Consider the following 25,710-nt stretch of genomic DNA (forward strand, 5'->3'; position numbering starts at 1 on the left):
TTGATTCAGCCACAATTCAAATCTCCAGTGCTACTGCGGTTTATACCGGCATTGACATGATTTCTTTGTACGCATCGACTATCTTGTTGCGTACCTGAACGGTTGCCTCAAAGGCAATGCTTGATTTTTGACTGGCTATCATGGTTTGTTCCAACGTTACATTGGGGTCACCAAGCTCCATACGAGTTTTTAAGTCGCCCGAGGTTTGCTGCAGCTCGTTAACATTATCGATAGCGCTTTTCAGCATATTCGAAAAGTCGGCATTCGCAGTATTTCCCGGAAGGGCATTTACATTGGTTGCCTTGTCGCTTTGAGACGCTTGTGCAGACATAGCCTGCATCTGCTGGTAGAGAGCGTTGGCTTCCACTTTCATAATTCACCCCGTCAAAAAATCATCATTAACAATTCTTAACAGATATTATGCAAGTGGAATGCCAACTTTAATTTATGGAGAGACCTTGTTCGCGGATTTTTGCTAATTTGTAACGCAGCGTGCGTGGGCTAATGCCCAGCTCATCGGCAACCGGCTTACGTTTTCCCTGGTGCCGCTGAAGTGCGTCTTTAATAATTCGATACTCTTGGTGAAACAACGAATCATCTAATTTATCGGCTGACTCCGATGCACCTTCGAGTGTGTCTTTCGTTGAGTTTTGTGAGTAACTCACTTGCTCAGGAAATACAGCTTCGCTATTGGCATCGGACTCGGTGCTTTGGTTTAACTCCAGCATTAAGTCATCAGGCTCAATCACTTCATTGCGATGCAACACCAGCGCGCGCTGAACCACATTCTCCAATTCCCTGACATTACCCGGCCAGTGATACTGGGTTAAGCAATGTTTAGCATGCTCACTAAACGACACTGGCGTTTTAATGCCCGAGCGCTGTTTGTGCCGCTGCAACAGGTTTTCTGCCAACGGCAGAATATCGGCGGGACGCTCAGCCAACGGCCGCCAGTGCAGAGGAAACACATTTAAGCGATACATCAAGTCTTCACGAAACTCGCCTTCGGTCACTGCTTGCTGCAAGTCTCTATTCGATGTCGCCAGAATTCTAACATCCAATTGAATGGTCTTCCGGGAGCCTAAACGCTCCACCTGCTTTTCCTGAATCACGCGCAAAAGCTTTGCCTGTAAGTGCAACGGCATTTCCGTGACTTCATCGAGCAAAATAGTACCGCCCTGCGCCAGTTCAAACTTACCCGGCTGCGACTGTGTTGCGCCGGTAAATGCACCTTTCTCGTAACCAAACAGCATGGACTCCAGCATATTTTCAGGAATTGCTGCGCAGTTAATGGCAACAAAAGGCGCCTGTGCGCGACTGGATTGTTTATGGATATAGCGCGCCAGCACTTCTTTACCGGTCCCACTTGGGCCTGTGATCATCACACTGGCATCACTGTCTGCAACACGTTTTGCAATGGCAAACACCTGTTGGCTGGACGCTTCTTCCGCTACCGGACTCACATCATCAATAGCACCGTCCGGTAAGTATCGTTGCACCAATGTTTGTAACTTTTCGATTGAAAACGGCTTCGTCAAATAATCGACAGCGCCTTCTCGCATAGCCACGACAGCGTCGTCAACTTTGGCAAAGGCTGTCATCATAATGACCGGAATATCAAACTGTTGACGATTCATGCTGCGCAGCAGCTGCAAGCCATCAACACCTGGCATTTGCACATCGCTTATCACTAACGACACTTTATTGTCTTTCAGCGCAATGAGCGCTTCTTCGCCGTTGGCCGCTTCAATACACTCACAATCAGCCAGCTCAAGTGTGTCGACAATAGCCTCGCGAAGCGAAACATCGTCTTCGACGACCAGAACATTTCGTGCATTCATAGTTTCACCGTTAGCCATAACGCACCTCGCTTACCGGTTGCTCATTAAAGCAATGAACCGGAATAGAGAGTGTGAAGCGACTGCCTTTACCCGGCTCGCTTTCCCAGTCAATGCTGCCATGATGAGCTCGTAAAACCGTTTGTACGACAGCTAAACCAAGCCCGGTGCCATTTGATTTTCCGGTAAAAAAGGGCGTAAATATTTGCGCTTGCTTTTCTTTATCAATGCCAGCACCTGCATCTATGACGGAAACACACCAGTTATTTCCTTCGACATGTGTTTTTACCAGTATCTCCTGGCCCGGCTGACTGGCATCTATGGCGTTATTAATTAAATTCTGTAATGCACCAGTTAGCGCAGTTTTATTCCCTTTCAACACAGCACTGTGCCCGCATTCCGGCATGACAATGTTGACATGATGCTGCGCCGCATAAGACTCAACATTTGAAGCAACCGTATTCAATAAACTGTGCGTTGCCAGCTCTTCCAACACGGGCTTTTCGCCGCTTTTAGCAAACAGCAGCATGTCATTAACCTGTTGTTCCAAATTATGAAGCCTGGACAACAGTTTATGGGAGAAACGCTGCTGCTTAACCGGCGATATCATGCCTTGTGATAAGTTTTGTGCGTAGAGAATCGCAGCTGACAAAGGGGTTCGTATTTGGTGCGCTAACGAGGCCACCATTTTCCCCATTGACGATAAACGCTGTAAGTGAGAAATACGCTGTTGAAGTTGCCGAGTTTCGGTTAAATCGGTTAAGACAATTAGTTGGCCTGGTTTTTCATTCACCTCAGAGGTATCTATGCGAACGCGTCGTCCATTTTTTAACGACACTTCGTGCCAGTCATCGGCCTTGGGAGCGAACAGTGTCGCGACAAGATCACGCCATACTTCGCCTTTGAGCGAGTGTTCCAGTAATGATTGCGCATTGTCATTGCAGTAATCCACAACACCGTGACTGTCGAGCAAAATTACGGCATTTGGCATCGCATCAATAATTTGATGGTAGGTCGCCATACTGACATCTCCCACTTCACACTAAGTTTTAATTAGGCTTAGTAATGCAAAATAGATGCCAGTAAATTATTGTTTTATTTCAATGAGTTAAGATGTCAAAAAATCGGCGGCAGAGTTAGTCGTCTTTTTGAATACCGTACTTTTTCATTTTCTCGACCAGGGTGGTGCGCCGCATACTGAGTAGCTCAGCCGCTTTCGCCACAACCCAGTCCGACTTTTCCAGTGCCTGGGCTATCATGCCGGTTTCAATCTCGCTGAGCATGTCTTTCAAGTTCACACCGTCGTCGGGTAGTTCTGAGTCTAACGAAGCACTTGTCGACTCTTCGATATCTTCTTCGTATTCGGGCTCAGAGAAAATAGCGTTCAGTGCTTCACGTTCAAGCACCTCTTCCGGGTAATCGGGGGTCGGGCTGCTGTGATAAATATGCTGATACTTAGGAGGTAAGTCAGACACATCAACCAAGCTGTCAGGGTGCATTATGGTCAAGCGCTCAATAAGGTTGGTCAGCTCTCGCACGTTGCCCGGCCAGCGATGATAAGACAAGGATTCCAACGCTCGGTCGGTAAAACGAACTCCGACCCCCTGCTCTTTTTTAAAGCGCTGTGTCAGTTCTTGCATAAGCAGCGGCACGTCTTCCTGACGCTCACGCAGCGCCGGCATCTCAATTGGGAACACATTCAAACGGTAATACAAGTCTTCCCTGAATTTACCGTCAATAATCATTTGTTCAAGTTCACGGTGGGTAGCGGCTACGACCCGAACGTCGGCGGCAATACTTTTAGTTCCACCAACCCGCTCGAACGTACGCTCTTGAAGAACACGCAGTAACTTTACCTGCATAGGCATTGGCATATCGCCAATTTCATCCAGAAACAGAGTACCGCCTTGCGCCAGCTCAAAACGTCCTTTCCGAGCGCCTATAGCCCCCGTAAAAGCGCCTTTTTCGTGACCGAATAATTCACTTTCTAACAGGTCACCGGGAATGGCACCGCAGTTCAGCGGCACAAAGGGTCCTTTGTGTCGCTGCGACAAATCGTGAACGCCGCGTGCGACCACTTCTTTACCCGTTCCCGACTCGCCAAGAATCAGTACGTTTGCGTCAGAGCCCGCCACTTGCTCAATAAGCTGTCTGACGTGCTTCATAGCACGCCCCTGACCAACAAGGGTTTGCTCTAAGTGAGAACGTTTCGGGTGTTCTTTCTTACTCTTACGGCCAGGCATTTGTTGATGGTAGGCCTGACAGTAATGCAGCAGATTGGATAAACTCGAATAGTCAAAAGAGTCGTCCAGTGGGCCCAGCACGTTCGCTTTTTCCAACGCACTTTGGTGCTCGCTGGCCGCGCAAATAAAAGGCAGGTGTGGAACGTTACTGGCTAAGTCCCGAAGGTTATCGACACCTGTTCCAGCAATAATGCAGAGCGCTTCAGTCGGGCTTAGATCCAGCAGTTGCGACGGCTCGACCACTTTGACAGATTCACCAATAAAGGTCAGAACCGTTTCAAAATGTTGTCGGCGCTCAGGTTGCTGCTCAACCAGATAGACTGTTCTTGTTCTTACCATAGACGAATTTACCGCAACGTCCTACTTCATACTGCCCAACACAAAGGTCTCGCCCGCACTGGAAAGAAAATATTCTTCCGCTCCATCGACTTCTCGAGTCTGTGCAATCGATACCCACTGATAAAATACATTTCGATGCACTTTCGCTTCGAGCTCTCTTGGCATCACCACGTAAGGAACACCGTCTTTAATTTGTAACGGATGTTCAGAACTCAAAACAAGAGTATCACCGATATTGGTTGTTAACAGCAAGAGGCTTTCACCATCTTCTGTGCGTTGCTCCCAATCGACCACCATAAAAGGCGCATCATCGACGGTAATTTTCACTTTTTCAGCCGGCGTGATCAAAAAGTAGTCATCGTCTTCTTTTACAAGCACCGAAGCGAAAAGTTTCACAAGCGCCTGCCGCTTAATTTCACTGCCTTGATAATACCAACAGCCGTCGCCGTCAATGCGTATTGGAATTTCTCCACAGTAGGGTGGGTCCCACTGCTCGGTGGGCGCATGTTGATGCTTTTCCAGCTCAGCAATAAGACGGTTTAACGACATACGGAGTTATCAGTCAACTAACTTCTTTTGACGCAGCAAATACCACAGTGTCGCTTCGGTGCGGTTGGACACTTTTATGGCTTTAAATATCGCAGACAAATGCACACGTATCGTGCCTTCGGTAATCCCCAAAATGTTAGCGATTTCTTTATTAGAAAGACCTTGCGCCAGTAACTGCATAATTTCCAGCTGACGTGGCGACAAAAAGCCCTCGGCGCCGCTGGACTTGTCACGAGGCTCATTCAGGTAAGGGTCATCGGGAATGTAACGATCGCCGTTTAGCAATGCGCGAACGGCTAATTTCGCCTGCTCTGCAGTACTGTCTTTCGGTAAATAGCTACGTACCCCTACCGCCAATACCTGGCGCACTTCCGAAATAGAGCGCGGGCGTGTAAATACAACCAAATGCGCCATAGGGGCTTCTTTTTTAATTTTCTGCAGTGCCGGGCGGATTTCAGCGTCCGGTAAGTCCATATCCAGGAAAATAAGGTCGTATTTATCGGCTGATAAATAACTTTCAGCGACCTCAAATGAGTCGGCTTCATAAATCGAAGGCTGATTCGCATAGTTTGTTAGAAGTTGTATCAGCCCTGCACGCATAAAAAACTCAGGGTCTATAATGAGAATCTTCATTCCGACGTCCAAATTACTCGCTCTAAAATTAACTTTTAGCATACCTAAAATATAACAGACAGCAAGTATTTCGGTCGGCGATGTTGTCTATCCCAGATGAGTTGTTAGTTTCGTTAACAAAAAGTTTATTATGCTGTCTGGTTTATTCAGGGTAAAAAACGCTATAGTGTGAGTTAAATTAAAAAATAAAGAGTGTTTTGAGTATGTCTTTTTCACGTCGTTTTTCGTTAACGTCAATAGCTACAGCGACTCTTGCCAGCGCGCTTCTAAGCACGGTTGCAGGCGCTGACACCTTATATACCAATGCCAATGGTTATACATTAACCAGCCCAGCCGGAGAAAATGCCGTTTTACAGCAGTTTTCATCAATACTGGTCGACAACGGTAAAATTAAAGCTATTGGTGGCGACGAACTCAACGAACGCTACTCAAGTACGGATGATATCGTCAACTTACAAGGGAAAACTGTTCTCCCGGGACTCATTGACGCACATGGCCATGTGCTGGGCTTGGGTAACAGTTTATTACAAGTCGATTTACGCGACAGCACATCAGTTCAGGACGCGGCTCAGCGAGTTAAACGCTACGCTGACGAACAACAAGCACTGCCGTGGATCACTGGACGCAGCTGGAACCAGGAAAACTGGGAGGAAAAACGTTTTCCGCGCGCCAGCGACCTTGACGAATTAGTTAATGAACGCCCCGTTTGGCTAACCCGCGTAGATGGTCATGCCGGCTGGGCTAACTCAGAAGCACTGCGTTTAGCGGGTATCGATAAAGACACTGTCTCGCCTGACGGTGGCGAAATTGTTAAAGACGAAAATGGCGAGCCTACCGGTGTACTCATTGATAACGCCATGCAACTGGTCGAAAAAGTCATACCGGAAGCTAGCTTTGAGCAACAACGACAAGCGTTTCAGCTGGCCTTCGAGCATTTAGTCGAGCGCGGTATTACGTCGGTTCACGACGCCGGTATAAGCGCAGATGAAGTATCGGTTTATAAAGGACTACATAATCAAGGACTAATGCCGCTGCGTATTTATGGCATGCTCGCAGCTACAGAGCCTAAACTACCGCAACTTTTGGCTGAGGGCCCTTACTATACCGACGACAACAAACTGACAATTCGTAGTGTCAAAATATACGCAGACGGCGCTTTAGGAAGCCGAGGTGCGGCGCTTATCGAAGATTATAGCGACGACCATGGTAATCACGGTCTTATGGTGACCTCACAAGAACAAATGATGTCGCTTTACCGGTTAATTATTCCACAAGGCTTCCAAGTCAATACACACGCTATCGGTGACCGTGCCAACCGAGTTGTACTGAATAATATCGAAAAAGCCTACGAAACAATGGGTGGCCGTAATTTGCGTAACCGCATTGAACATTCACAAATTGTGCACCCCGATGACCTGCACCGGTTTAAAGAATTGAACTTAGTCGCATCCATGCAGCCAACTCACGCGACCAGTGACAAGAACATGGCGGAAGATCGTTTAGGCAAAGCGCGCATGAAAGGCGCCTATGCCTGGCAGACATTCCTGCAACAAGGCACTATCGTTGCCTCCGGCTCTGACTTCCCGGTTGAACTTGCCAACCCGTTTTATGGCTTACATGCCGCCGTGACCCGTCAGGATCGTGAAAATATGCCAGAAGGCGGTTGGTATGCCGATGAGAGCATGAGCCGTGCACAAGCACTGCGTTCTTTCACTATTGATGCCGCCTACTCCGCATGGCAGGAGCAGCAACTAGGCTCTTTAGAGCCGGGCAAATGGGCGGACTTTATTATTGTGGACCAAGACCCATTTGCAGTCGACGCTGAAGATATTTGGCGTACTAATGTGCAAGCCACCTATGTTGCTGGTGAGCGCGTTTATACGAAGGGAGACAACGACTAATGAGTGATGACTTTCTATTCGCAGAAGACGAAGTAGAGTCAGTCAGCGACGAGGCCGTCGAACCGTACCATATTCTCATTGTCGATGATGATGAAGAAATTCACACGATAACCAAAATGGCACTCAGCGAGTTTCGTCTCGATGGTCGCCCGCTGGAGTTCCATTCGGTTCACTCAGGTAAGGAAGCTATCGCTTTTTTGAATAAAAATCGCGATATTGCCATGATGTTGCTCGATGTGGTTATGGAAACCGATCATGCGGGTTTAGACGTGGCCAAGTGGGTGCGCGAAGAGTTAAAAAACCGACTAATTCGCATTGTACTTCGTACTGGCCAACCGGGTCAGGCGCCAGAGGAAGATGTCATTGCCCGCTTTGATATTGATGACTACAAAGAAAAAACTGAGCTGACATACCGCAAGCTGGTCACATTAATGTACTCATGCTTACGCGCTTACCGCGACTTAAACGCTATTGAGCGAAATAAGCGCGGACTCGAAAAAGTCATTAATGCCTCAGCGGAAGTGTTTTCAGCGCGTTCAATGCAAGGACTCTGTCAGGGCATTTTAGAGCAGTTGGTCGCATTAATTACTCACAGCGATGACGCCATGTATTGCCGCATTGATGCACTCACCGCCAGCTCAGACACCAACGAGCCCTTTGAAATTATTGGCGGCACTGGGGACTTCGAGCAGGCTGTGGGCGACCCAGTCAATAGCGAAATTGACTGGGATATTGTGCGCCCCATGCAGCAAAGCTCAAAAAACGTCGACTTTCGCATCGTAAACAACAACTATTACGGTCTTTATAAGACCAGTAGCTCACGCCAATATTTACTGTTCATTAAGGGTGTTCGTGACTTGTCTGAGTTGGATCAAAACCTCTTAGGTCTATTTGTGAATAATAGCTCCATTGCCATTGATAACTTACAGGCCACCGAAAGCGAACGAGAAGCGCAGCGCGAACTTCTGTACAGCGTAGGCGAAGCCATCGAGAAACGCTCTATTGATGAAGTCAGTCACCACGTGAAACGTTCGGCAGAAATGGCTGGACAGCTGGCTATTGCAGCCGGTTGTGACCACGAGCAGGCGCAAGCGTTAAAGCAAGCCGCATCGGTATATGATATTGGTAAAGTGTCGGTGCAGCTGGAGTTAGCGCAACGTGCTGACGCTCTGAGCATTCATGACTATGAAGAGATCATGCAAAAAGTCATACAAGGGCATGATTATTTGCAGCAAACGGATACTGCAGTGGCTAAAATAGCGGCCGGCATCGCGCAGGACATTCATGAACGTTGGGACGGCTCTGGCTTTCCCGCGCAGAAAACCGGCGACGCCATTAATCTCAATGCCCGTATTTTGTCAATAACCAGCCATTACGATGCACTACGCACTCAGCGCAGCTACCGTGATGCGCAGGACGCGGAAGAAGCCGCAGACTATCTGCTGAAACACAGCGGTCAGTTTTTTGACCCAGAGTTAGTCGGCCTTATGCTGGATAACCTGGATGCAATGGAAAAAATCCGCAAGCGTTATCAGGACAATCATTAAGTTATAACAGGTGTAATAAAAGGAACCACTATGGATTTACAGGCCATGCGCCGTGAATACGGTTTAGGCAGTTTGCACCGAGAGCAATTATTTGCCAGCCCGGTTGAGCAGTTCGAACACTGGATGAAACACGCCATTGATAGCGGTGTGCTGACTGACCCAACAGCGATGACGGTAGCAACGGTCAATGCTGAAGGTGTGCCAAGCCAACGCATAGTGTTGCTAAAAGGCTATAACGAGCAAGGCTTTTGCTTTTACACCAATAAAAACAGCCATAAAGGCGACGATATCCGCGGAAACAGTCAGGTTTCGCTGCATTTCGCCTGGCTTGCGCTTGAGCGACAAGTCAGCATCATCGGTAAAGCGGTTGAATTAAGCGACGAAGAAAACGACGCCTACTTTCATTCACGCCCGAAAGAAAGCCAAGTGGCCGCCCTTGCCTCCCAGCAAAGTCGCCCGGTCGACAGTCGAGATGTGTTAGAAAGCCATTATCAAGCGCTATTAAAAGAGTACGCCGATACCGAAGTGCCACGCCCACGTCACTGGGGTGGATATCGAGTTATACCGGACACCTTCGAGTTTTGGCAAGGCGGCAAACACCGCCTTCACGATCGTTATCAGTACACCCGCGATGGCGATGGTTGGCGAATTACCCGGTTGCAACCTTAGGCAGTTCAACTCCACAGAACTCGGCACAACGTTTTAACACTTTAAGTGTCGAGGGTGCGTAGATAACGCCTTTCTTGAGCTGCTCGCGCTTACGGGCAAGGGCAGCTTCGCCCGGCACACGAACCGGTGCGTCGGAGTCAGCAGGAGCGCTGTTGCGCGCCTCGTCCAGCAAACTGTCAACTTGCTTCAGAAACTCGCTTTTATCACCAAAGGCTGCCGGGTCAATCACCTGAACCCATACGGTATTTGCATCGCCGTCATCAGCTCCTTGCACACGACCGTATTGTGCCAGCGCCATAGACCAGATTTCACTAAACAAGGTTAAACCGTACCCTTTATAGCCCAATTGCTCGCCACCAAGAGGCGCAATAGCACTGCCCGGCGACTCAAAGAAGCTGAGCGGGTCATCGGTCCATTCACCGTTCGGTTTTATCAACGCTTTATAAGGTAATTTCTCGCCATTGGCTTTTGCCTGGCGCACTTTACCCGCCGCTGTCATCGAAAAGCTGATATCAAACAGCATCGGCTCTTTTGAACTGGGTACCCCCACCGCAAACGGATTCGGCGAAAACACGGCCTCTTTTCCGCCAAACGGTGCCACCGCTCGTTGCCCCGGAGTCGAGCACATTAAATTCACAACCATGCCTTTATCGGTGGCAATGGTTAAATACGCCGCCAGCGAAGCGACATGTTGGCTCCGGCGCAATACCACGGTCCCTGTTCCCGCCTGTTTCGCCATATCGCACGCCGCATTAACCGCTTGCGGAACCACATAAGGTCCCGGCAGAAACTGTGCATCCCAATTTGCGACGGCTGCACGTTCACTTAATACCACAGGCTGCCCTTTTGGCAGGCTTTTTCCGTCTTGTAACCACTGGCAATTATTCAACAATCGAATTAAGCCATGCGTACTAAAACCCAGTAAATCACCTTCTAAAAGATAATAAGCCACATTACGAGCGACCTCGCCCGAAGCCCCTGAATTGGTTAAGCACGACTGCGCCCATTGCGCTAATTCAGAATAATCAAAACGTGACACGTCGGTGTTCATGAAATTTCCTCTTGGTGACGGCTGACAGGTCGTTTAAGCTACGCATAAGACATTATCAAGGAGTACAGATTGTGTCATCTGATAACACAATAAACAGAATAGCATTGATTACCAGCGGCGGTGACGCGCCAGGGATGAACGCCGCCATTCGCGCCGTGGTATTGGCCGCGGAAAATTATGGCATTGAAGTCATTGGTTTTCGCCACGGCTACGAAGGCTTACTGAGCAACGACTTCGTGCGCCTGGACAGGGAAGACGTCGAGCACATTATGCAGTATTCGGGCACCATTATTAAAAGTGCTCGTAGCGAGCGCTTTAAAACCGATGAAGGCGGACGCGAAGCGGCAACGAATTTAGACGCGCACCAAATTGACGCTTTTATTGTCATTGGTGGCGATGGCTCTTTCCGTGGTGCTGACCATTTAGCGAAATTTTGGAACGGACCAGTCATTGGTGTGCCCGGCACTATCGATAATGATCTGTACGGCACCGATCACACTATTGGATATGACACGGCCGTGGAAACCGCTATGGACGCCCTGGATAAAATTCGCGATACCGCAGAAGCTATGGACCGCGTGTTTATTGTTGAAGTAATGGGGCGTAATGCTGGCTATATTGGTATAAGCAGTGCTATGGCAAGCGGTGCAGAGCGTATGATTCTGCCGGAGCTGCAAAAAGACAAACCGTTGACGGTCGAGGCGCTGGTAAAACACATTGAGTCAGTACAACGTGTTCGCGGAGACTCCAGCTACGTAATGGTGCTGTGTGAAAACCAGTGGCCCGGTGGCGCGGTTCGACTTGCAGAGCAGCTGGAAGATCGTCTTAACTTACCTTGTCGTCCGTGTTTATTAGGACACGTGCAACGCGGTGGTCGCCCCACTGCTATGGACAGAATTTTAGCAACACGTTTGGGCGTTCATGCGGTAGAATTAGTCCGCCAGAATCAGACCCGTGTTATGGCCGGCGTCAGCGCCAATGAGCTAAGTGCAACGCCGCTGTCAGACACCTGGACAAAACGCAAAAAACTGAGCGAAGAGCTCATTAATATTCAACAAAGTCTGTTTAACCCGATTAAGAAGAATCGGCAGAAATCGACACAAGTCGACGACTAGAAAGAGAGGTCACCAAAGCGCATGCCCGCATTGTCATTACCCGTATCGTTGAACGATCCTATTCGCCCATATTTTGGCGCGGAACACAGTACCGAATTGCATTCGGGTCATACTCATATTTTAGGGTTCGGATTTGACGGCACCGCCTGTTTTCGCAAAGGCACCAAAGAGGGGCCGGATGGCCTGCGCTCGGTTTCTGAAGACATCGAGTCTTACTCGCCGTATTTAGATGCCGACCTTGAAGACCATACCTTTTATGACTTAGGTAATTTGCGACTGGGCTTTGACGATGACGAAGAACAGCAATGGCATCATGCATTGAGTGACTTTAACCAGATTTTTGACAACCTCGACTTAGCCAAAGAAAACATCAAGTTACTAACGTTAGGTGGCGAGCACTCTATTTCCTACGCCCCTATCGTGAAGTATTTGAAGCAATACCCGGATTTAGTGCTTTTGCACTTAGATGCTCATGCTGATTTGCGCGACGGATTCCTCGGTTACCACTATTCACACGCGTCGATAATTCGCCGCTCGGTGGACCACTTCGGTCCCGGTCACGAGCTTATTCAGTACGGCATTCGCTCCGGCACTCGCGACGAATATCAGTGGATGAAAGAGCACAAAACCATTCGTAAATCACGCCAAGAGTTTTTAGAAAGCGTTGAAGCCATTGCGGCAGACAGACCGGTGTATTTGACGTTAGATTTGGATTACTTCGACCCGTCATTTTTCCCAGGCACAGGCACTCCAGAGCCGGGTGGCGAAGACTTTCACTCGTTCGTCAGCCTCATGAAAATTCTGCGTCAAAAGAACTTGGTCGGCGCCGACGCTGTTGAGCTTTCACCGCCAATAGACCCCACCGGAAACTCCAATGTATTTGCGGCTAAAGTCGTCCGCGAGTTGTTACTTGTTTTAGAGCGCTCAGGAGCCTAATTAATGTCAGACTGGAATATTGATCAAGCAGAAGAACTGTATGGCGTTAACCGTTGGGGCGCAGGTTATTTTTCTATTGGCGAAAACGGCAATATCCAAATTCGTCCGAATCATCGACTGCCAGACTTAGCTATTGATATGCAGGAAGTGGTTGAAGAGATAAAAGCCGAAGGCATTGAGCTACCGGCGGTTATTCGTTTTCACGACATTCTTCGCTCGCAAGTCGAAATTATTAACGAGACCTTTGCTCAGCAAATTCAAGACGCTGATTATAATGGTAAGTATTGCGGCGTATTTCCGATTAAAGTCAACCAAATGCGCGAAGTGGTTGAAGAAATAATGGATGCTGGTGAACCGTACAACTATGGACTGGAAGCAGGCTCAAAGCCTGAGCTTATGGCCGTTATGGCTTACAACGAGAACCCGGACGCATTAACCATACTGAACGGCTACAAAGACAAAGACTATCTGACACTGGCGCTGCTGGGTCGTCAGCTACGCCGTAAGATGATCATAGTCATTGAGAAGTACAGCGAGCTGGAAATGCTGATTCCGCTGGCCAAAGAATTAGGCGTTGAACCTATGATTGGTCTGCGCTCAAAAATGATGGTGAAAAGTGCCGGTAAATGGGCTGGCTCCAGCGGTGACCGCGCCAAATTTGGCCTAAGCATTGCCGAGATACTGAACGTGATTGAACGTTTGCGCCAGGAGGACATGTTGCATTGTGCCAAGCTCTTGCACTTCCATATTGGTAGCCAGCTGTCTGATATTCGTAAGATAAAAGAAGCCGTCAGCGAAGGCGCTCGTTTGTACGCCAAACTCATTCAGGAAGGCGTACCGCTCGAATACTTAGACATTGGCGGCGGCCTGGGCATTGACTATGACGGCACCAGTACCACCAGCGACTCTTCCCGCAACTACTCGACCGAAGAGTACGTTGCCGACGTAGTTTGGGGCGTCAAACAGGTGTGTGACTTAGAAGAGGTTCCGCACCCGAATTTAGTCAGCGAGAGTGGCCGTGCAATGACCGCACACCACAGCTGTGTCGTCACCAACATTGTCGGTGAAATAAAGCCAGCCAGCACCAATTTCGATGTCAGCCCCAGCGACGATGAGCATATTTTGGTGAAAAATATGCGTGAGCTGCACCAGTCAGGTGACCAATTTCACCCTCAGGAGCGTTACAACGACGCCGCTGGTTATAAGCAGAATGCTTATGAAGCCTTTAAACTGGGCATTTTGTCGTTACAGGAAATGGCGAAGCTGGATACCATGTATTGGCAAATACTGGCAGACATTCATCAGTCCCTCGACAAAGACGCCTATGTTATTCAAGAGCTGGAAGAGCTTGAAGATATGCTCGCCAGCCAGTACTTATGTAACTTTTCTATTTTTCAGTCAGCCGCAGACACCTGGGCCATTGGTCAGGTCTTGCCAATAGTGCCTATTTCACGTTTAAACGAGAAGCCAGAAGTTCGCTGCTCCATTGCCGACATTACGTGTGACAGTGACGGTAAGCTGGGCAAATACATTGAAGGCACCGAAATTAGCGATAACATTCCAATGCACTCTTTGCGTAAGGGCGAAGATTATCATGTTGGGCTGTTCTTAACGGGTGCGTATCAGGACGTCATGGGCGACATGCATAACCTCTTTGGTCGACTCACAGAGGTGCACGTGTATTGTCACGATGACGAGCGCGGCGACTTCTACATTGAAGAAGTGGTGCCAGGTACTTCCGCTGAAAAAGTGCTGCAAACCATGCAATACAATACGGAGTACATGGCCAAAGCGGTTAAGAAACAAATTGACCGTCAGGTTCGAAATGGTGGTCTCGCACCAAGAGCCGGTGTTCGCTGGACAAACTTTTACGAGAAATGTTTGGCCGGCAGCACCTACTTAAGCGTTGAATAATTCACCAAAACAACCGCTTAATGTGCAATTACTGAGCAAACAGTAAAAAAGGCACGAAAATCGGTTGACTCGAAACCGAAAAAAACGTTTAATACACGCCGTTGCCCGGATAGCTCAGTCGGTAGAGCAGAGGATTGAAAATCCTCGTGTCGGTGGTTCGATTCCGCCTCCGGGCACCAACTTCTTTCTAAAGCCCTGCACTTAGTGCGGGGCTTTTTCGTTTCTGAGCAACGGATGTAACACGCTTAGTAACACAGGCCTATAACCTGACGTTACCGCCTTCCAAAGCCAAGGCGACGTTCGCGTGAGTTGAGGCAGTTAAAGCTCGCTCATAAAAGCGTGCTCTAACTGCGCTCAATGACCTAACTCTCTATTCTTTAAAACGCTGCACTAAATAATAAAGCGCTGGAAGCACCACCAACGTCAGCAATGTTGACGATACAATACCGCCAATAACCACTGTCGCTAACGGCCGCTGCACTTCGGCACCCACACCGGTATTAAATGCCATAGGGACAAAGCCCAGGCTAGCTACGAGAGCAGTCATCAGTACAGGTCTTAACCGCTGTTGCGCGCCTTCAAACACCGCATCTTTCAATGGCAGTCCGTCGCGCAGCAGTTGCCGTATGAATGTCAGCATGACCACGCCGTTCAAAACCGCCACGCCCGACAGTGCAATGAAGCCGACTGCAGCGGAAATTGATAGCGGCATATCACGCAGCGCTAATGCGAATATCCCGCCGGTCAGCGCTAAGGGAACGCCTGTGAATATGACGAGTGCACTGCTCAGCGAATTAAACGCACTGTATAGCAGGCCAATAATTAATAGCAGCGCTAATGGCACGACCAAACTCAACCGTTGGGAAGCTGATTGCAGCTGTTCAAAGGTACCGTCGTAGTTAACCCAATAACCTGCTGGCAAATCAACCTCAGTCGTTAGCGCATCCTGAACATCTGCCACAAAAGAGCCCAAATCACGATCTTCAACATTCGCACTCACAATAACATTGCGTTTGCTGCTTTCTCGGTTAATTTGGTTCGGTCCACTTTCCAAACTCAATTCGGCGACCTCTCCCAACGGCACATAGCGCAGCTCAGGGTTGCCGGCAGGCAGATCAATAGGCAGTGATTTAAGCTGTTCAATGCTCTTACGCCATTCTTTGTCGAGACGTACCATTAGCTTGAAGCGTTTATCCCCCTCGTAAATAATCCCTGACTGAACTCCACCAACCGCAGCTTGAACTGCTCGCTGTACATCAGCGACTGTTAGGCCTAATAACGCTAAATGATCACGCTTAGGTATAACTGAGAGTGTCGATAAACCGGTCATTTGTTCAACCCGAACATCAGCAGCGCCATCAACGGTGCGAATGACTGCCGCGGCTGAGTCGCCTAACCGTTTAAGCGTTTGCAAGTCATCGCCATAAATACGAACCCCCAAGTCAGCTCGAACGCCTGCAATAAGTTCGTTAAACCGCATTTCAATCGGTTGAGTGAACTCGTACTTATTACCGGGAAGCTCTTGCACAGCAGTTCGTATTTCAGCAACCAGTTGCTCTTTGGTTTTTTCTGGGTTTAGCCAGTCCTCACGCTCCTTTAAAATAATAATGGTATCAGCAACGCTCGGTGGCATAGGGTCGGTCGCAACATCTGGGGTACCAATTTTTGAGAATACCAGTTTAACTTCGTCAAAGCGTGACACCACAGACTCGACATCTTTTTGCATTGCTATAGACTGCTGCAAGCCAGTCCCCGGAATGCGCAAGGCTTGCATGGCAATATCGCCTTCATCAAGCTGTGGCAAAAACTCAGTTCCCATGCGACTCGCCTGAAACATTGATACCGCAAACAGCCCAAAGCCAAGCAAAATAATGACAACTGGAAGCTTCAGTGTTTGCCGTAAAACCGGCTGATACACTTTGCGGGCGGCTCGCATTATTCGGTTTTCACCGTGCTTAATATTGCCACGGACAAATATTGCAATAGCAGCGGGTACAAAGGTAACGCTGAAAATCAGAGCCCCTAAAAGCGCGGCTACGACAGTAAACGCCATGGGATGAAACATTTTGCCTTCAACACCACTTAACGCAAATATGGGCAAGTACACCAGCATAATGATAAGCACACCAAATACCGCAGGGTTAAATACCTCACGAGTACTATGGGTTACTTCAATTAAGCGCTCTTTAGTGGTAAGTACCCGGCCTAAGCGTTGCTGTGCAATTCCAAGCCGTCGCAAAGCGTTTTCAACCACAATGACCGCACCATCGACGATAATACCAAAATCAATTGCGCCCAGGCTCATTAAATTACCAGACACCTTGTTGGCGACCATGCCGCTTACCGCAAACAGCATACTCAAGGGAATAACGCACGCCGTAATCAGTGCTGCACGGACATTTCCAAGCAGAATGAAAAGCACCACAATAACCAGCACCGCACCTTCAAACAGGTTTTTCTCGACCGTTGCAATAGTTTTATCAACGAGAGAAGTACGGTTATACACCGTTTCAATCACCACCCCGTCTGGCAAGCTTCGTTGCACCTCCTCAATTTTATTGGCGACATTCTGTGCAACGATGCGACTGTTTTCGCCAATAAGCATCATGGCCGTGCCCAATACCACCTCGCTCTCGCCCGAGGTTGAAGCGCCAGTGCGTAATTGTTCTCCCAGTTTGACCTCAGCCACGTCACTCACGCGCACCGGTGCATCATCACGTTTTATCACGACCACATCACGAATATCGTCAAGTGTCTTAAGCTGTCCAGGCGAACGCACCAACCATTGCTCACCATTTTTCTCGATATAACCGGCACCAGCGTTTCTATTGTTAAGATCCAATGCTGCCAAAAGGTCCTGCATGGTCACTTTATAGGCCAGCATACGACCGGGGATGGGAGCCACCTGGTATTGCTTTTCATAACCCCCCACACTATTAATCTCGGTAACACCGGGCACCTTGACCAGTTGCGGCTTAATGATCCAATCCTGGATGGTACGCAACTGCTCGGGCGTATACGCCTCGCCATCGGCATTGGTAGCCCCCTCTTTCGCGCGTACTACATAATTAACAATTTCACCAAGGCCGGAGGCTATTGGCCCCATCGTCGGCTCGATACCGTCGGGTACTTCTCCCCTTACCTTTTGCAATCGCTCACTGATTTGCTGTCTAGCCCAGTAAATATCGGTGCCCTCTTCAAACACCACGGTAACTTGCGACAACCCATAGCGTGAGATCGAGCGGGTGTAGTCCAGCTTTGGTAAACCTGCCATCGCGGTTTCCACCGGATAAGAAATACGTTGTTCGGTTTCTAATGGCGAATAGCCTGGCGCTTCTGAATTTATCTGTACCTGAACATTGGTAATATCCGGCACAGCATCGATGGGTAGCTTTAATGTGCTATAAACGCCCGCAGCTGCTACTAACAAGGTTGCGGCAAGCACCAGCCATCGACGATCAACCGCAAAGCGAATGAGTGCATCTATCATTGTTTACTCTCCCTAATGGCTGTGGCCTGCGCCTTGTTTTAGAATGTCAGCCTTTATCAAGTAGCTGTTTTCAACGACATAACTTTCGCCATTCTCAATACCCGATAACACCTCGGTGTATTCACCGTCAGTTCGGCCTAACTCAACTTCCCTGGCTTCGAAACGATTACCCTCTTTAATAAAAACAACGGGGTTATCTTCTAAACGTTGAACAGCATCATTGTTTATCGCCAAGCTCGCGTTAAAGCTGTCTGTAACGACATCCGCTTTTACGTGCATTCCCGGTCGCCAATGCCCCGACTGATTGGGCAACTCGATAAGTGCGCGTGCAATATGTCCGCCAGTCATTTGTGGCGAGATATAAGACACAGTTCCTTCGACGGTTTTATGATGATGCAAGTCGTACACATAGGTCGTTTGCTCTTCTTCTAACGACTCAATGTTCTCCGGGAACGCTGAAAGCTCTACCCAGACCGATGATGGATCCAGGACTTCAAATAATGGCTTTTGCTCAACCACTTCACCAACATTGGTAAAACGTGCAGTTACCTCTCCGCTAATTGGGCTGATGACTTCAAATGCCGTGCCTGTCGTAACATTCTCAACAACAGCCAGAGTTTGCCCGGCTTTTATGGCATCGCCGATATTGGCCTTTAGTGACGTAACAATACCTTTGTACTTCGCTCCGATATGCACAATATTGTTATTATTGGGGGCTATTACACCGAAAATTGTTTGCTTTACTCGAATGCTTTGAGCGCTCGCTGTTGCCAACGTTAATTTCGCGTTTTCTATTGCTGCATCACTTAAATTGGTATGGGGTGCTTCATGCTCTTCGTGTTCTTTCTCATAAGCCAATACGGGCAGTGAAAAACTGGCAATGCAGATAATTGTAATCAATGTGTTGAGTTTCATTGTTGTACTCCTAAAAACGGCTGTCCGGTCATGCGCTCTAATTCGATGATGTCGCTGTAAATCGCATGTTTCCGAGAAACTTTTTCGTACTCGAGTTTGGCTAACTCCGTTTGCGCGTCTAACACTTGCAACAAAGAATGCGTTCCGCGTGCGTAACCCTGTTGAGTCTGTTCAAGTAATTGCTCAGATAATGGCATCAGTCGCTGATTTATCTTTTGCAGATAACTTTGGTGAGTTTGCAAACTGTGCACTAGCGATAAAGCCAGTGATTTTAGTTGCTGCCGAACCTGTTTTTGCTGCGCCAGGTTAGACTGATGCAGTAATCGGCTTTGTTTTATGCGACCGACGTTAGGGTCAGTGAACTGCAATGGCATCGATGCCTGGACAATTAAACCTACATCATCGAACTCATTATTGTAGCGAGCCCCGACACCAACGGTAATATCCGACTTTGAGTCCGCTGCTAACGCTCTGGCTTGCGCTTGTAGAAGTTGCTCAGAGTCCAGTAAACGCAAATACTCCGGCGCCCGATTAACAGCCGATAACACGTTGGCTTTTTCCGGGAGGCTTAGCGGAAAAGTAAAGTCTCCAGAGACCCGCTTAAAGTTGAGCTCGCCTGCCCACATTGAAGCCAGTTCAGCTTGTTGCTTTTTCAGTTTACCGTTCAACTCGTCAGAGAAAGCGTATTGGCGCTCTAACTGTAATTTAATGCGAATAACCTCGGATTTAGGCACCGCGCCAGCTTCTACACGCTCCTGTGCCACTTTTATCAGTCGCTCAGTTCGCTGAATTTGACGCTCGCTGGTATGCGCGACTTGCTGAAGTTTTAAAATGTCATAGAAACGCTGTGTGGTTTCTGCCAAAACCTCAATTTGACGATACTCAAACTCTGCTCGCTGAGCTTTCTCTTTTTCGGTTGCAGCTTCAACGCGTAACTGCCGTTTGTCCCCTAACTCTATGAGCTGAGAAAAGGATACGGTCAATTGTGAGTTACTGATACCTTCTAGCCGTCCTGAGCCGGCAAAGTTTTCTATTTCCGCAGATACCCTTGGGTTCGCTGAAAACTCAGCCTGCTCTATCAGTGCTCCTGCAGCTCGTATTTTATAATCATACTCCAGTAACTCAGGGTTATTCTTGATCGTTTTTTGTAACGCTTCTTTCAGCTTTAAATCTGTCGTCGCAGCCGTCGCCACAGGCACTAGCGCACCTAAGCAAAAGGCTGCCACGAAGTATAAATACTTCATGTTGCTTCTCCATTAACTTATAGGTTTTAAAAAGTCTAAGTTAACGGTTACGCGTTTGGTGGAGGTACCGGGGGTTGGTGAGTCAGGCTTTGGCCAAAATCCACAGAGTTTGAGTTGGGTGCCAAAATAACAGGCACGGCTGAAATTAAGAGGTTATAACCAGTAATGCAACTAATATGAGGTTGTGTTTGTTGTTTACTATCATATATTGATTTATTTAAGTCTTGATTTTCACGCTCAATTTCTAAGACTAAGTCATACGCAACTCCTGCACTCTTTATTGAAGACTGACTGAAAGTACCAGCCACAGGAGCACAGGCAAAAGAGCTATGAATGAGCACAGTCAGTATTAAAAACCAAGATATTTTCATTCAATTACCCCACTCAATATAAATTCCTAATCCATCCAAAATAAGCTCGGCCATATTAATTATTATACTTACTATTTACTTAGAACCCGGTAGATTCGGTATCATTGAGACCTGCAAGTTGCTTAACAGTAATAGGATAACTCCTAGGGTAATTGCAATATCGGCAATATTAAAAACTGGCAATTGCCACGTTTGCCAACCTAGATGAAGGGAGTCGACAACATAGCCACGAAACAGTCGGTCAATGAGGTTCCCAACCGCCCCCCCAAGAATCAGCCCGTAGCTAATGCCATCCCGTTTACTTACTTTATTAAAGATCAACCTCGTTAAAGCCACAGACATTAGCAGAGCAACCCCAATAAAAAAATAGCGCTGCCAACCTCCACCATTTGAAAGCAGGCCAAATGCCGCACCAGTGTTCCAAGTGTGTACCCAATTGAAAAAAGGGGTCAATGAAATCGAATCACCGTAAGCTATTGATTGCTGCGTCTGCCACTTGATCACTTGGTCAAGGACTACAGTTAAACCAGAAATTAACAGAGAAATATAGGGCGAAAATCCTTTATCAACGCAGGACATTCAGTTCCCCTTCAGTGCAAAAATGCGTCTTGACCCGTTAAGCACGATTAAACCTGCTATGCTACCTATAATAAGATCTGGGTAATTCGACCCGGTCAACGCAACGAGGGTGCCAGCGATGATTACGCCAAGGTTAATCACTACATCATTAGCTGAAAAAATCCAACTTGCTTTCATATGCGCACCACCTCCTCTATGTTTGGAGATAAGTAGAAGACAGATGGTATTGCCAATCAACGCGACAAATGCAATCCCCATCATCGCAAGTGACTCAGGTTCACTCCCGAATACGAAGCGTCTCACAACTTCTGCAAGTACACCCAGAGCCAAAACCAGTTGTAGTACGCCAGCTAGGTGCGCAGCACGTATTTGCATATTAACACTACGCGCTACGGCATAAAGAGAAAGCCCGTAAACTGCCGCATCGGCAAAATTATCTAAAGATTCCCCAATCAAACCAGCAGACTGCCAAAGCAGTCCGGCAGTCATTTCCACCAAGAACAGAAGAGTATTGATGGTGAGCAACCAACACAAGGTGCGGGACTCCTGCTTATCCGAACTTGCCGAAAACTCCTCAGCTTTGATTGCCTCGGAGTCCGCAGCAGTGTCTCTTTCAAGCGAGGCCCCCAAACCTAGAGTCTCTAATTTAGAAGTAATAAAGGCTGTCTCACCATCATGTAATACCTTCAGCCGACGGTTTGACAAGTCGAAGGATAATGAATGAATTTCCTCAAACCCATTCAGGCCAAGCGAATCATTCGTTCTTCTGATGGGCAATCCATTTTTGCTACAGAGTAAACGATGAGCCGTTTACCTGACTCTTCGTAGGCATTTTTTGAGTCGCCATTTGTTCGAACCGTATCAAAGGAACTAGCCATCGTATTACTTACCTTAAATATATAGTTTCACAATTAAAAACTATAAAGTTACTATAAGGTCAAGAAATTACTTAACTAGATAGGAAATTTTCTTATGCGTATTGGTCAACTAGCAGACTTATTAGGAATTCAAACCCAGACAATAAGGTTCTATGAAAAAAAGGGTTTGTTACCTTTACCAGCTCGTAGTTATAACGGATATCGAGTATACACTGAAAAACATTACAAAAGACTTAAGTTTGTATGTAGCTGCAGAGCTATAGGCCTTTCATTATCTGAAACCCGCAGATTACAAGATTATCAAGACAATCCACATCAACCTTGCTCAGCCGTTAATACCCTGATTGATGAACACATAATGCACATACGCTCTCAAATTACTTCTTTGCAAGATCTTGAGAAGCAACTCACTTCAATTAGAACAAGTTGTACTGGCCAAAGCAAAGTTATTGCGTGTACAATTCTTAATAAAATTGATGAAATAGAATCTGTTAGTTGTAACCGAGACGTCTAAATTTCCGGAGGTTACACAACGTACTTACACAATTTTTTAAGGTTGTCCAGCGGAGCTTCGTTAGGCTACTGAGTGTCTAGTGAACTAGTGGCGATTCAGAATGCACTAGTTGAAAACTATTTTTAATTAATGTACCGTTAAGCTGCTTATTTAGAACTGCAGGTAATGATGCTTAGACTCGGATTTTTAATACTGGTGCTTGCTGCCGTTCTGACTCAAATCAGTCAGTCGGTTGCTGACGTGCATCAATCTCACCAATCCTCTTCTGAGCAACACCTCAATTTTGAGCATGACGAATCCCACATCGATAAGCGCAATCTCCCTAAAAGTGGCGAAATCAGCTTTGACTACCATCATTGCTGTCACTGCCATGGTTCATTTCATTTATATGCCATGAAGGCTGAAAAAACTCTCGCGTTACCACGAATGGGCACAATACGTCTTGGGTATACTGAGTTTTACACTAACCCACTATCATCGCCGCTGTTCCGGCCTCCCATCTCCTCATAGCTGCCTAATACGCTGCTTTAGCAGCGCAACTAAATCATTATTTTACGCAGTAATATGACTGAGGAGTCTATCTATGGGTCCGTTTTCGACACATAGCAAACGCTTGTTTGTTGCCGTAAGTCTGGCAATAAGTTCAAGCTACGCCAATGCACAACAGTTGCCCGAGCAATGGCAAAAAACTGTGCAGCAACACCCCAGTGTTGAAGCCGCTCAACAGCAGGCTGAAGCGCTGATCCAACAGGGCAAACAATTAAATCAGCCTTTGTACAACCCTAGCTTATCGTCACGCTTAGAGCGCGAGGGTGACATCAATAATTACGCTGTTGGTCTAAGCCAGACGCTGGACTGGAGCACTCGCAATGAAGCAAGGGCCAGTCAGAGTGACGCCATGACGGCTATGGCAGTGAGTATTTATCGCCAGTCGGCGACATCGCATGCTAAAACTTTGTTGAATGCCTATGTGCAATGGCTGGATGCAAAACAGCGTTACGCACTGGCCGAGCAACAAGAGAAAATCGTTAAACAGGCGATAAGCCTGGTTGCCGAACGACGTAAAGCCGGTGACTTAGGTGCCGTCGACGAACAACTGACGGTACTCGCACTAAGTCGGCAACTGCAACAAACGGCAGCGGCTTATCAACAGCTGCAATCCGCTGAAGCAGAGTTAAACGCTCTGCTAACCACGATTGACGTCGGTCAACTCTCCGTGAATGAGGAGCTATTTAACGTTGAACCTGCGTTAACGGCTCGCTGGCAACAACATCCGGCGTTAAAAGCTGCTTACCTGCAATGGCAATTAAAGCGCGCCGATGTCGACTGGAAACGCTCGTTAACCACCGCCAACCCAACCGTAGGCGTCGAAGCGGGCGAGAGCGATAACGAAACAGTAGTTGGCTTATCATTCAGCATTCCACTACAGATTCGCAATAACTACAGCGATGCAGTACGCGCAGCCAATAGCGAAGCTGTTGCTGAAGAAAAACGTTTGATTGCACTAAGGCAACAATGGCAAGCAGCACTGAAATCATCTCTTAACAATTATCGTTTTGTGAAAAAACAGTGGCAAAGCTGGCAAAGAGACTTTCAATCTCGGCAGGATGAGTCGATGCAGGTGATTGAACAGTCCTGGCTCGCCGGTGACCTATCCACCACCGACTACCTCACCGCTGTGCAACAGCAGCTCGATAGCCAATTTGCAGGGATAGCGCTGCAAACACAATATCGGTTGGCCGCCATTGAATGGTTGTACCGTTCAGGCGAACTCAGTAAAGCGCTGACGTTATCGCCGTTAAGCCAGCAAACAAACGCAGAGATTGGAGAGTAAACGATGTCAGTAAAACCTTTATACGCAGCAATAGCACTTGCGCTGAGCTTTTCGGTTATGGCGCAGGATGAACACGGACACGACGAAAAAGAAGATACCCACAAGGAAGAAGGCAAACACGAGCAAGGTGAACATAAGGAAAGCTCAGGCGTGGAGCTATCCAGCAAGCAGCTGTCCATGGCAGATATCACCACGCGAACCTTGCAAACTCAAGTCATTGAATATCCGGTTTATGCCCCGGGCGAGGTGGTTGCTAACGACTTTAATAGCTACATCGTGAGTCCGCGCATCGACTCGACCGTGCTCAAACGTTTTGTCAGTATTGGCGACCACGTCGAAAAAGGTGAGCCGCTGGCAACCCTCTTCAGCGCCACCATGGCGGAGGCGCAAAGTCAGTATTTGGTCACACTTAACGAATGGCAACGCGTGCAGTCACTCGGTGAGTCAACTGTTGGTGAAAAACGCTTTGTCGAAGCGAAAAACGCCTTTACCTCAGCGCAAGCGCAACTCAAAGCATTTGGTATGTCAGCCAGTGATATTAAGCGTTTAAGTAAAGCTGACTACCCTGTCGGCGAATACCAACTGACCTCAGAAATTGGCGGGATTGTGGTTAGCGATAACTTCAAGCAAGGCCAGCAAGTTAATGCCGGTAATCACTTGGTTGAAGTGCTACAAGAAGAAACCTTGTGGGTTAATGCTCGTCTACCAGGCTCAGCTGACCTTAGTGTGCAGTTTGGTGATCCTGTTACAGTGAGTGTCGACAATCAGCGCTTTGCGGCAAAAGTCATTCAGGAAGGCCACACAATCGACGATAAAACCCGCACCCGAACGGTACGACTTGCGGTAAATAACGAAAAGGACCAATTACACCCTGGTTTATTTGCGGATGTTTATTTCTCAGTCAAGTCGGATGGACCGGTGCTTGCAGTTAAGGACTCAGCCTTAATGCGGGCATCTGATGGTGACTGGCAGATATTCATTGAGCACGAACCCGGAAAGTTTGAACCGAAGAAAGTCGAATTGGTTGATGAAAAGGGTCCGTGGAAAGTCATTCGAGGCGTTAAGGAAGGCACAGAGTACGTCGATAACGGCGCGTTTTTCGTTCGCTCACAAATCGCTAAAGGCGGTTTTGACCCACATAACCACTAAC

22 protein-coding genes, 1 tRNA gene and 1 pseudogene are annotated in these 25,710 nt (G+C 47.8%); 10 read left to right on the plus strand and 14 right to left on the minus strand.

From position 1 onward, the window contains the following. Positions 1-40 precede the first annotated feature (40 nt). The 6 genes from fliE to UM402_RS09510 form a co-directional block, all read right to left on the minus strand. A complete protein-coding gene (gene fliE, locus UM402_RS09485; RefSeq protein ID WP_053954033.1) occupies positions 41-373 on the minus strand; it encodes a flagellar hook-basal body complex protein FliE in 333 nt (110 codons plus the stop codon). 67 nt (positions 374-440) lie between these two features. Further along, positions 441-1,841, minus strand: coding sequence for a sigma-54-dependent transcriptional regulator (locus UM402_RS09490; RefSeq protein ID WP_058577413.1), 1,401 nt, complete (start codon positions 1,839-1,841; stop codon positions 441-443). A 10-nt stretch (positions 1,842-1,851) separates the two neighbouring features. Continuing rightward, positions 1,852-2,859: a sensor histidine kinase gene (locus UM402_RS09495; protein WP_058577395.1), complete on the minus strand. Its 1,008-nt coding sequence runs from the start codon at positions 2,857-2,859 to the stop codon at positions 1,852-1,854. Between the two features lie 115 nt (positions 2,860-2,974). Further along, positions 2,975-4,420 carry a sigma-54 dependent transcriptional regulator gene (locus UM402_RS09500; RefSeq protein WP_058577394.1) on the minus strand — a complete coding sequence of 482 codons (1,446 nt, stop codon included), beginning with the start codon at positions 4,418-4,420 and terminating at the stop codon, positions 2,975-2,977. Positions 4,421-4,441: 21 nt separating this feature from the next. Further along, the gene (locus UM402_RS09505) at positions 4,442-4,969 is read right to left on the minus strand and encodes a DUF1285 domain-containing protein (protein ID WP_058577393.1); all 528 of its coding nucleotides are present in this window, start codon (positions 4,967-4,969) and stop codon (positions 4,442-4,444) included. 9 nt (positions 4,970-4,978) lie between these two features. Next, positions 4,979-5,602 carry a LuxR C-terminal-related transcriptional regulator gene (locus tag UM402_RS09510; RefSeq protein ID WP_053954037.1) on the minus strand — a complete coding sequence of 208 codons (624 nt, stop codon included), beginning with the start codon at positions 5,600-5,602 and terminating at the stop codon, positions 4,979-4,981. Between the two features lie 203 nt (positions 5,603-5,805). Between UM402_RS09510 and UM402_RS09515 the strand changes: the two genes are divergently transcribed. Genes UM402_RS09515 through pdxH form a run of 3 tightly spaced genes read left to right on the plus strand, consistent with a single transcriptional unit; the run spans position 5,806 to position 9,719 of the window. Continuing rightward, the gene (locus tag UM402_RS09515; protein WP_058577392.1) at positions 5,806-7,503 is read left to right on the plus strand and encodes an amidohydrolase; all 1,698 of its coding nucleotides are present in this window, start codon (positions 5,806-5,808) and stop codon (positions 7,501-7,503) included. Further along, complete coding sequence (locus UM402_RS09520; protein WP_058577391.1) at positions 7,503-9,050, plus strand: response regulator; 1,548 nt, start codon at positions 7,503-7,505, stop codon at positions 9,048-9,050. The genes UM402_RS09515 and UM402_RS09520 overlap by 1 nt, the downstream gene beginning before the upstream one ends. 30 nt (positions 9,051-9,080) lie before the next feature. Further along, positions 9,081-9,719: a pyridoxamine 5'-phosphate oxidase gene (pdxH, locus tag UM402_RS09525; protein ID WP_058577390.1), complete on the plus strand. Its 639-nt coding sequence runs from the start codon at positions 9,081-9,083 to the stop codon at positions 9,717-9,719. Here the strand turns inward: pdxH and UM402_RS09530 are convergent. Next, positions 9,700-10,770 (minus strand): Ldh family oxidoreductase, encoded by a 1,071-nt coding sequence (locus UM402_RS09530; protein ID WP_058577389.1) that lies wholly within the window; start codon positions 10,768-10,770, stop codon positions 9,700-9,702. The genes pdxH and UM402_RS09530 overlap by 20 nt on opposite strands. A 71-nt stretch (positions 10,771-10,841) precedes the next feature. Between UM402_RS09530 and UM402_RS09535 the strand changes: the two genes are divergently transcribed. The 4 genes from UM402_RS09535 (at position 10,842) to UM402_RS09550 (ending at position 14,914) form a co-directional block, all read left to right on the plus strand. Continuing rightward, the gene (locus UM402_RS09535; RefSeq protein ID WP_058577388.1) at positions 10,842-11,885 is read left to right on the plus strand and encodes an ATP-dependent 6-phosphofructokinase; all 1,044 of its coding nucleotides are present in this window, start codon (positions 10,842-10,844) and stop codon (positions 11,883-11,885) included. A gap of 21 nt (positions 11,886-11,906) precedes the next feature. Continuing rightward, positions 11,907-12,821, plus strand: coding sequence for an agmatinase (speB, locus tag UM402_RS09540; protein WP_058577387.1), 915 nt, complete (start codon positions 11,907-11,909; stop codon positions 12,819-12,821). 3 nt (positions 12,822-12,824) lie between these two features. Then, positions 12,825-14,735 carry a biosynthetic arginine decarboxylase gene (speA, locus tag UM402_RS09545; RefSeq protein WP_058577386.1) on the plus strand — a complete coding sequence of 637 codons (1,911 nt, stop codon included), beginning with the start codon at positions 12,825-12,827 and terminating at the stop codon, positions 14,733-14,735. A gap of 103 nt (positions 14,736-14,838) precedes the next feature. After that, positions 14,839-14,914 (plus strand) — tRNA-Phe (locus UM402_RS09550). A gap of 191 nt (positions 14,915-15,105) precedes the next feature. Here the strand turns inward: UM402_RS09550 and UM402_RS09555 are convergent. From UM402_RS09555 to UM402_RS09580, 6 genes and pseudogenes are all read right to left on the minus strand, one after another. After that, the gene (locus tag UM402_RS09555; RefSeq protein ID WP_058577385.1) at positions 15,106-18,225 is read right to left on the minus strand and encodes an efflux RND transporter permease subunit; all 3,120 of its coding nucleotides are present in this window, start codon (positions 18,223-18,225) and stop codon (positions 15,106-15,108) included. Positions 18,226-18,237: 12 nt separating this feature from the next. Continuing rightward, positions 18,238-19,140: an efflux RND transporter periplasmic adaptor subunit gene (locus UM402_RS09560; protein WP_058577384.1), complete on the minus strand. Its 903-nt coding sequence runs from the start codon at positions 19,138-19,140 to the stop codon at positions 18,238-18,240. Continuing rightward, complete coding sequence (locus UM402_RS09565) at positions 19,137-20,384, minus strand: TolC family protein (protein ID WP_058577383.1); 1,248 nt, start codon at positions 20,382-20,384, stop codon at positions 19,137-19,139. The genes UM402_RS09560 and UM402_RS09565 overlap by 4 nt, the downstream gene beginning before the upstream one ends. Before the next feature lie 47 nt (positions 20,385-20,431). After that, positions 20,432-20,755 carry a hypothetical protein gene (locus tag UM402_RS09570; protein ID WP_058577382.1) on the minus strand — a complete coding sequence of 108 codons (324 nt, stop codon included), beginning with the start codon at positions 20,753-20,755 and terminating at the stop codon, positions 20,432-20,434. 75 nt (positions 20,756-20,830) lie between these two features. After that, positions 20,831-21,334 (minus strand): signal peptidase II, encoded by a 504-nt coding sequence (gene lspA, locus UM402_RS09575; RefSeq protein WP_034818150.1) that lies wholly within the window; start codon positions 21,332-21,334, stop codon positions 20,831-20,833. Beyond that, a pseudogene (locus tag UM402_RS09580) lies at positions 21,335-22,233 on the minus strand (cation transporter). Positions 22,234-22,306: 73 nt separating this feature from the next. Here UM402_RS09580 and cadR point away from each other — a divergent pair. Next, entirely contained in the window at positions 22,307-22,726 is a 420-nt protein-coding gene (gene cadR / locus UM402_RS09585) for a Cd(II)/Pb(II)-responsive transcriptional regulator (protein ID WP_074668950.1), read from the plus strand. Positions 22,727-22,912: 186 nt separating this feature from the next. On the opposite strand, the gene UM402_RS09590 is transcribed toward cadR, so the two are convergent. After that, positions 22,913-23,098, minus strand: coding sequence for a hypothetical protein (locus UM402_RS09590; RefSeq protein ID WP_058577381.1), 186 nt, complete (start codon positions 23,096-23,098; stop codon positions 22,913-22,915). A 211-nt stretch (positions 23,099-23,309) separates the two neighbouring features. Between UM402_RS09590 and UM402_RS09595 the strand changes: the two genes are divergently transcribed. Together UM402_RS09595 and UM402_RS09600 are read left to right on the plus strand one after the other, a co-directional pair. Continuing rightward, positions 23,310-24,560 (plus strand): TolC family protein, encoded by a 1,251-nt coding sequence (locus tag UM402_RS09595; protein ID WP_058577380.1) that lies wholly within the window; start codon positions 23,310-23,312, stop codon positions 24,558-24,560. 3 nt (positions 24,561-24,563) lie between these two features. Further along, on the plus strand, positions 24,564-25,709 hold the full coding sequence (locus UM402_RS09600) for an efflux RND transporter periplasmic adaptor subunit (protein ID WP_286911500.1): 1,146 nt from the start codon (positions 24,564-24,566) through the stop codon (positions 25,707-25,709). Position 25,710 lies beyond the last annotated feature (1 nt).

The sequence above is a fragment of the Idiomarina sp. OXR-189 genome (genome assembly GCF_034373425.1).
GTDB classification, from domain to species: domain Bacteria; phylum Pseudomonadota; class Gammaproteobacteria; order Enterobacterales; family Alteromonadaceae; genus Idiomarina; species Idiomarina zobellii.

Bases quoted from the DNA above. Each gene is read 5' to 3' on its own strand.
- UM402_RS09555 (WP_058577385.1), bottom strand. From the start codon at position 18,225: ATGATAGATGCACTCATTCGCTTTGCGGTTGATCGTCGATGGCTGGTG.
- pdxH (WP_058577390.1), top strand. From the start codon at position 9,081: ATGGATTTACAGGCCATGCGCCGTGAATACGGTTTAGGCAGTTTGCAC.
- UM402_RS09510 (WP_053954037.1), bottom strand. From the start codon at position 5,602: ATGAAGATTCTCATTATAGACCCTGAGTTTTTTATGCGTGCAGGGCTG.
- speA (WP_058577386.1), top strand. From the start codon at position 12,825: ATGTCAGACTGGAATATTGATCAAGCAGAAGAACTGTATGGCGTTAAC.
- UM402_RS09530 (WP_058577389.1), bottom strand. From the start codon at position 10,770: ATGAACACCGACGTGTCACGTTTTGATTATTCTGAATTAGCGCAATGG.
- UM402_RS09595 (WP_058577380.1), top strand. From the start codon at position 23,310: ATGGGTCCGTTTTCGACACATAGCAAACGCTTGTTTGTTGCCGTAAGT.
- UM402_RS09520 (WP_058577391.1), top strand. From the start codon at position 7,503: ATGAGTGATGACTTTCTATTCGCAGAAGACGAAGTAGAGTCAGTCAGC.
- fliE (WP_053954033.1), bottom strand. From the start codon at position 373: ATGAAAGTGGAAGCCAACGCTCTCTACCAGCAGATGCAGGCTATGTCT.
- lspA (WP_034818150.1), bottom strand. From the start codon at position 21,334: ATGTCCTGCGTTGATAAAGGATTTTCGCCCTATATTTCTCTGTTAATT.
- UM402_RS09565 (WP_058577383.1), bottom strand. From the start codon at position 20,384: ATGAAGTATTTATACTTCGTGGCAGCCTTTTGCTTAGGTGCGCTAGTG.
- UM402_RS09505 (WP_058577393.1), bottom strand. From the start codon at position 4,969: ATGTCGTTAAACCGTCTTATTGCTGAGCTGGAAAAGCATCAACATGCG.
- cadR (WP_074668950.1), top strand. From the start codon at position 22,307: ATGCGTATTGGTCAACTAGCAGACTTATTAGGAATTCAAACCCAGACA.
- UM402_RS09570 (WP_058577382.1), bottom strand. From the start codon at position 20,755: ATGAAAATATCTTGGTTTTTAATACTGACTGTGCTCATTCATAGCTCT.
- UM402_RS09560 (WP_058577384.1), bottom strand. From the start codon at position 19,140: ATGAAACTCAACACATTGATTACAATTATCTGCATTGCCAGTTTTTCA.
- UM402_RS09515 (WP_058577392.1), top strand. From the start codon at position 5,806: ATGTCTTTTTCACGTCGTTTTTCGTTAACGTCAATAGCTACAGCGACT.
- speB (WP_058577387.1), top strand. From the start codon at position 11,907: ATGCCCGCATTGTCATTACCCGTATCGTTGAACGATCCTATTCGCCCA.
- UM402_RS09500 (WP_058577394.1), bottom strand. From the start codon at position 4,420: ATGGTAAGAACAAGAACAGTCTATCTGGTTGAGCAGCAACCTGAGCGC.
- UM402_RS09495 (WP_058577395.1), bottom strand. From the start codon at position 2,859: ATGGCGACCTACCATCAAATTATTGATGCGATGCCAAATGCCGTAATT.
- UM402_RS09590 (WP_058577381.1), bottom strand. From the start codon at position 23,098: ATGGCAGTGACAGCAATGATGGTAGTCAAAGCTGATTTCGCCACTTTT.
- UM402_RS09600 (WP_286911500.1), top strand. From the start codon at position 24,564: ATGTCAGTAAAACCTTTATACGCAGCAATAGCACTTGCGCTGAGCTTT.
- UM402_RS09490 (WP_058577413.1), bottom strand. From the start codon at position 1,841: ATGAATGCACGAAATGTTCTGGTCGTCGAAGACGATGTTTCGCTTCGC.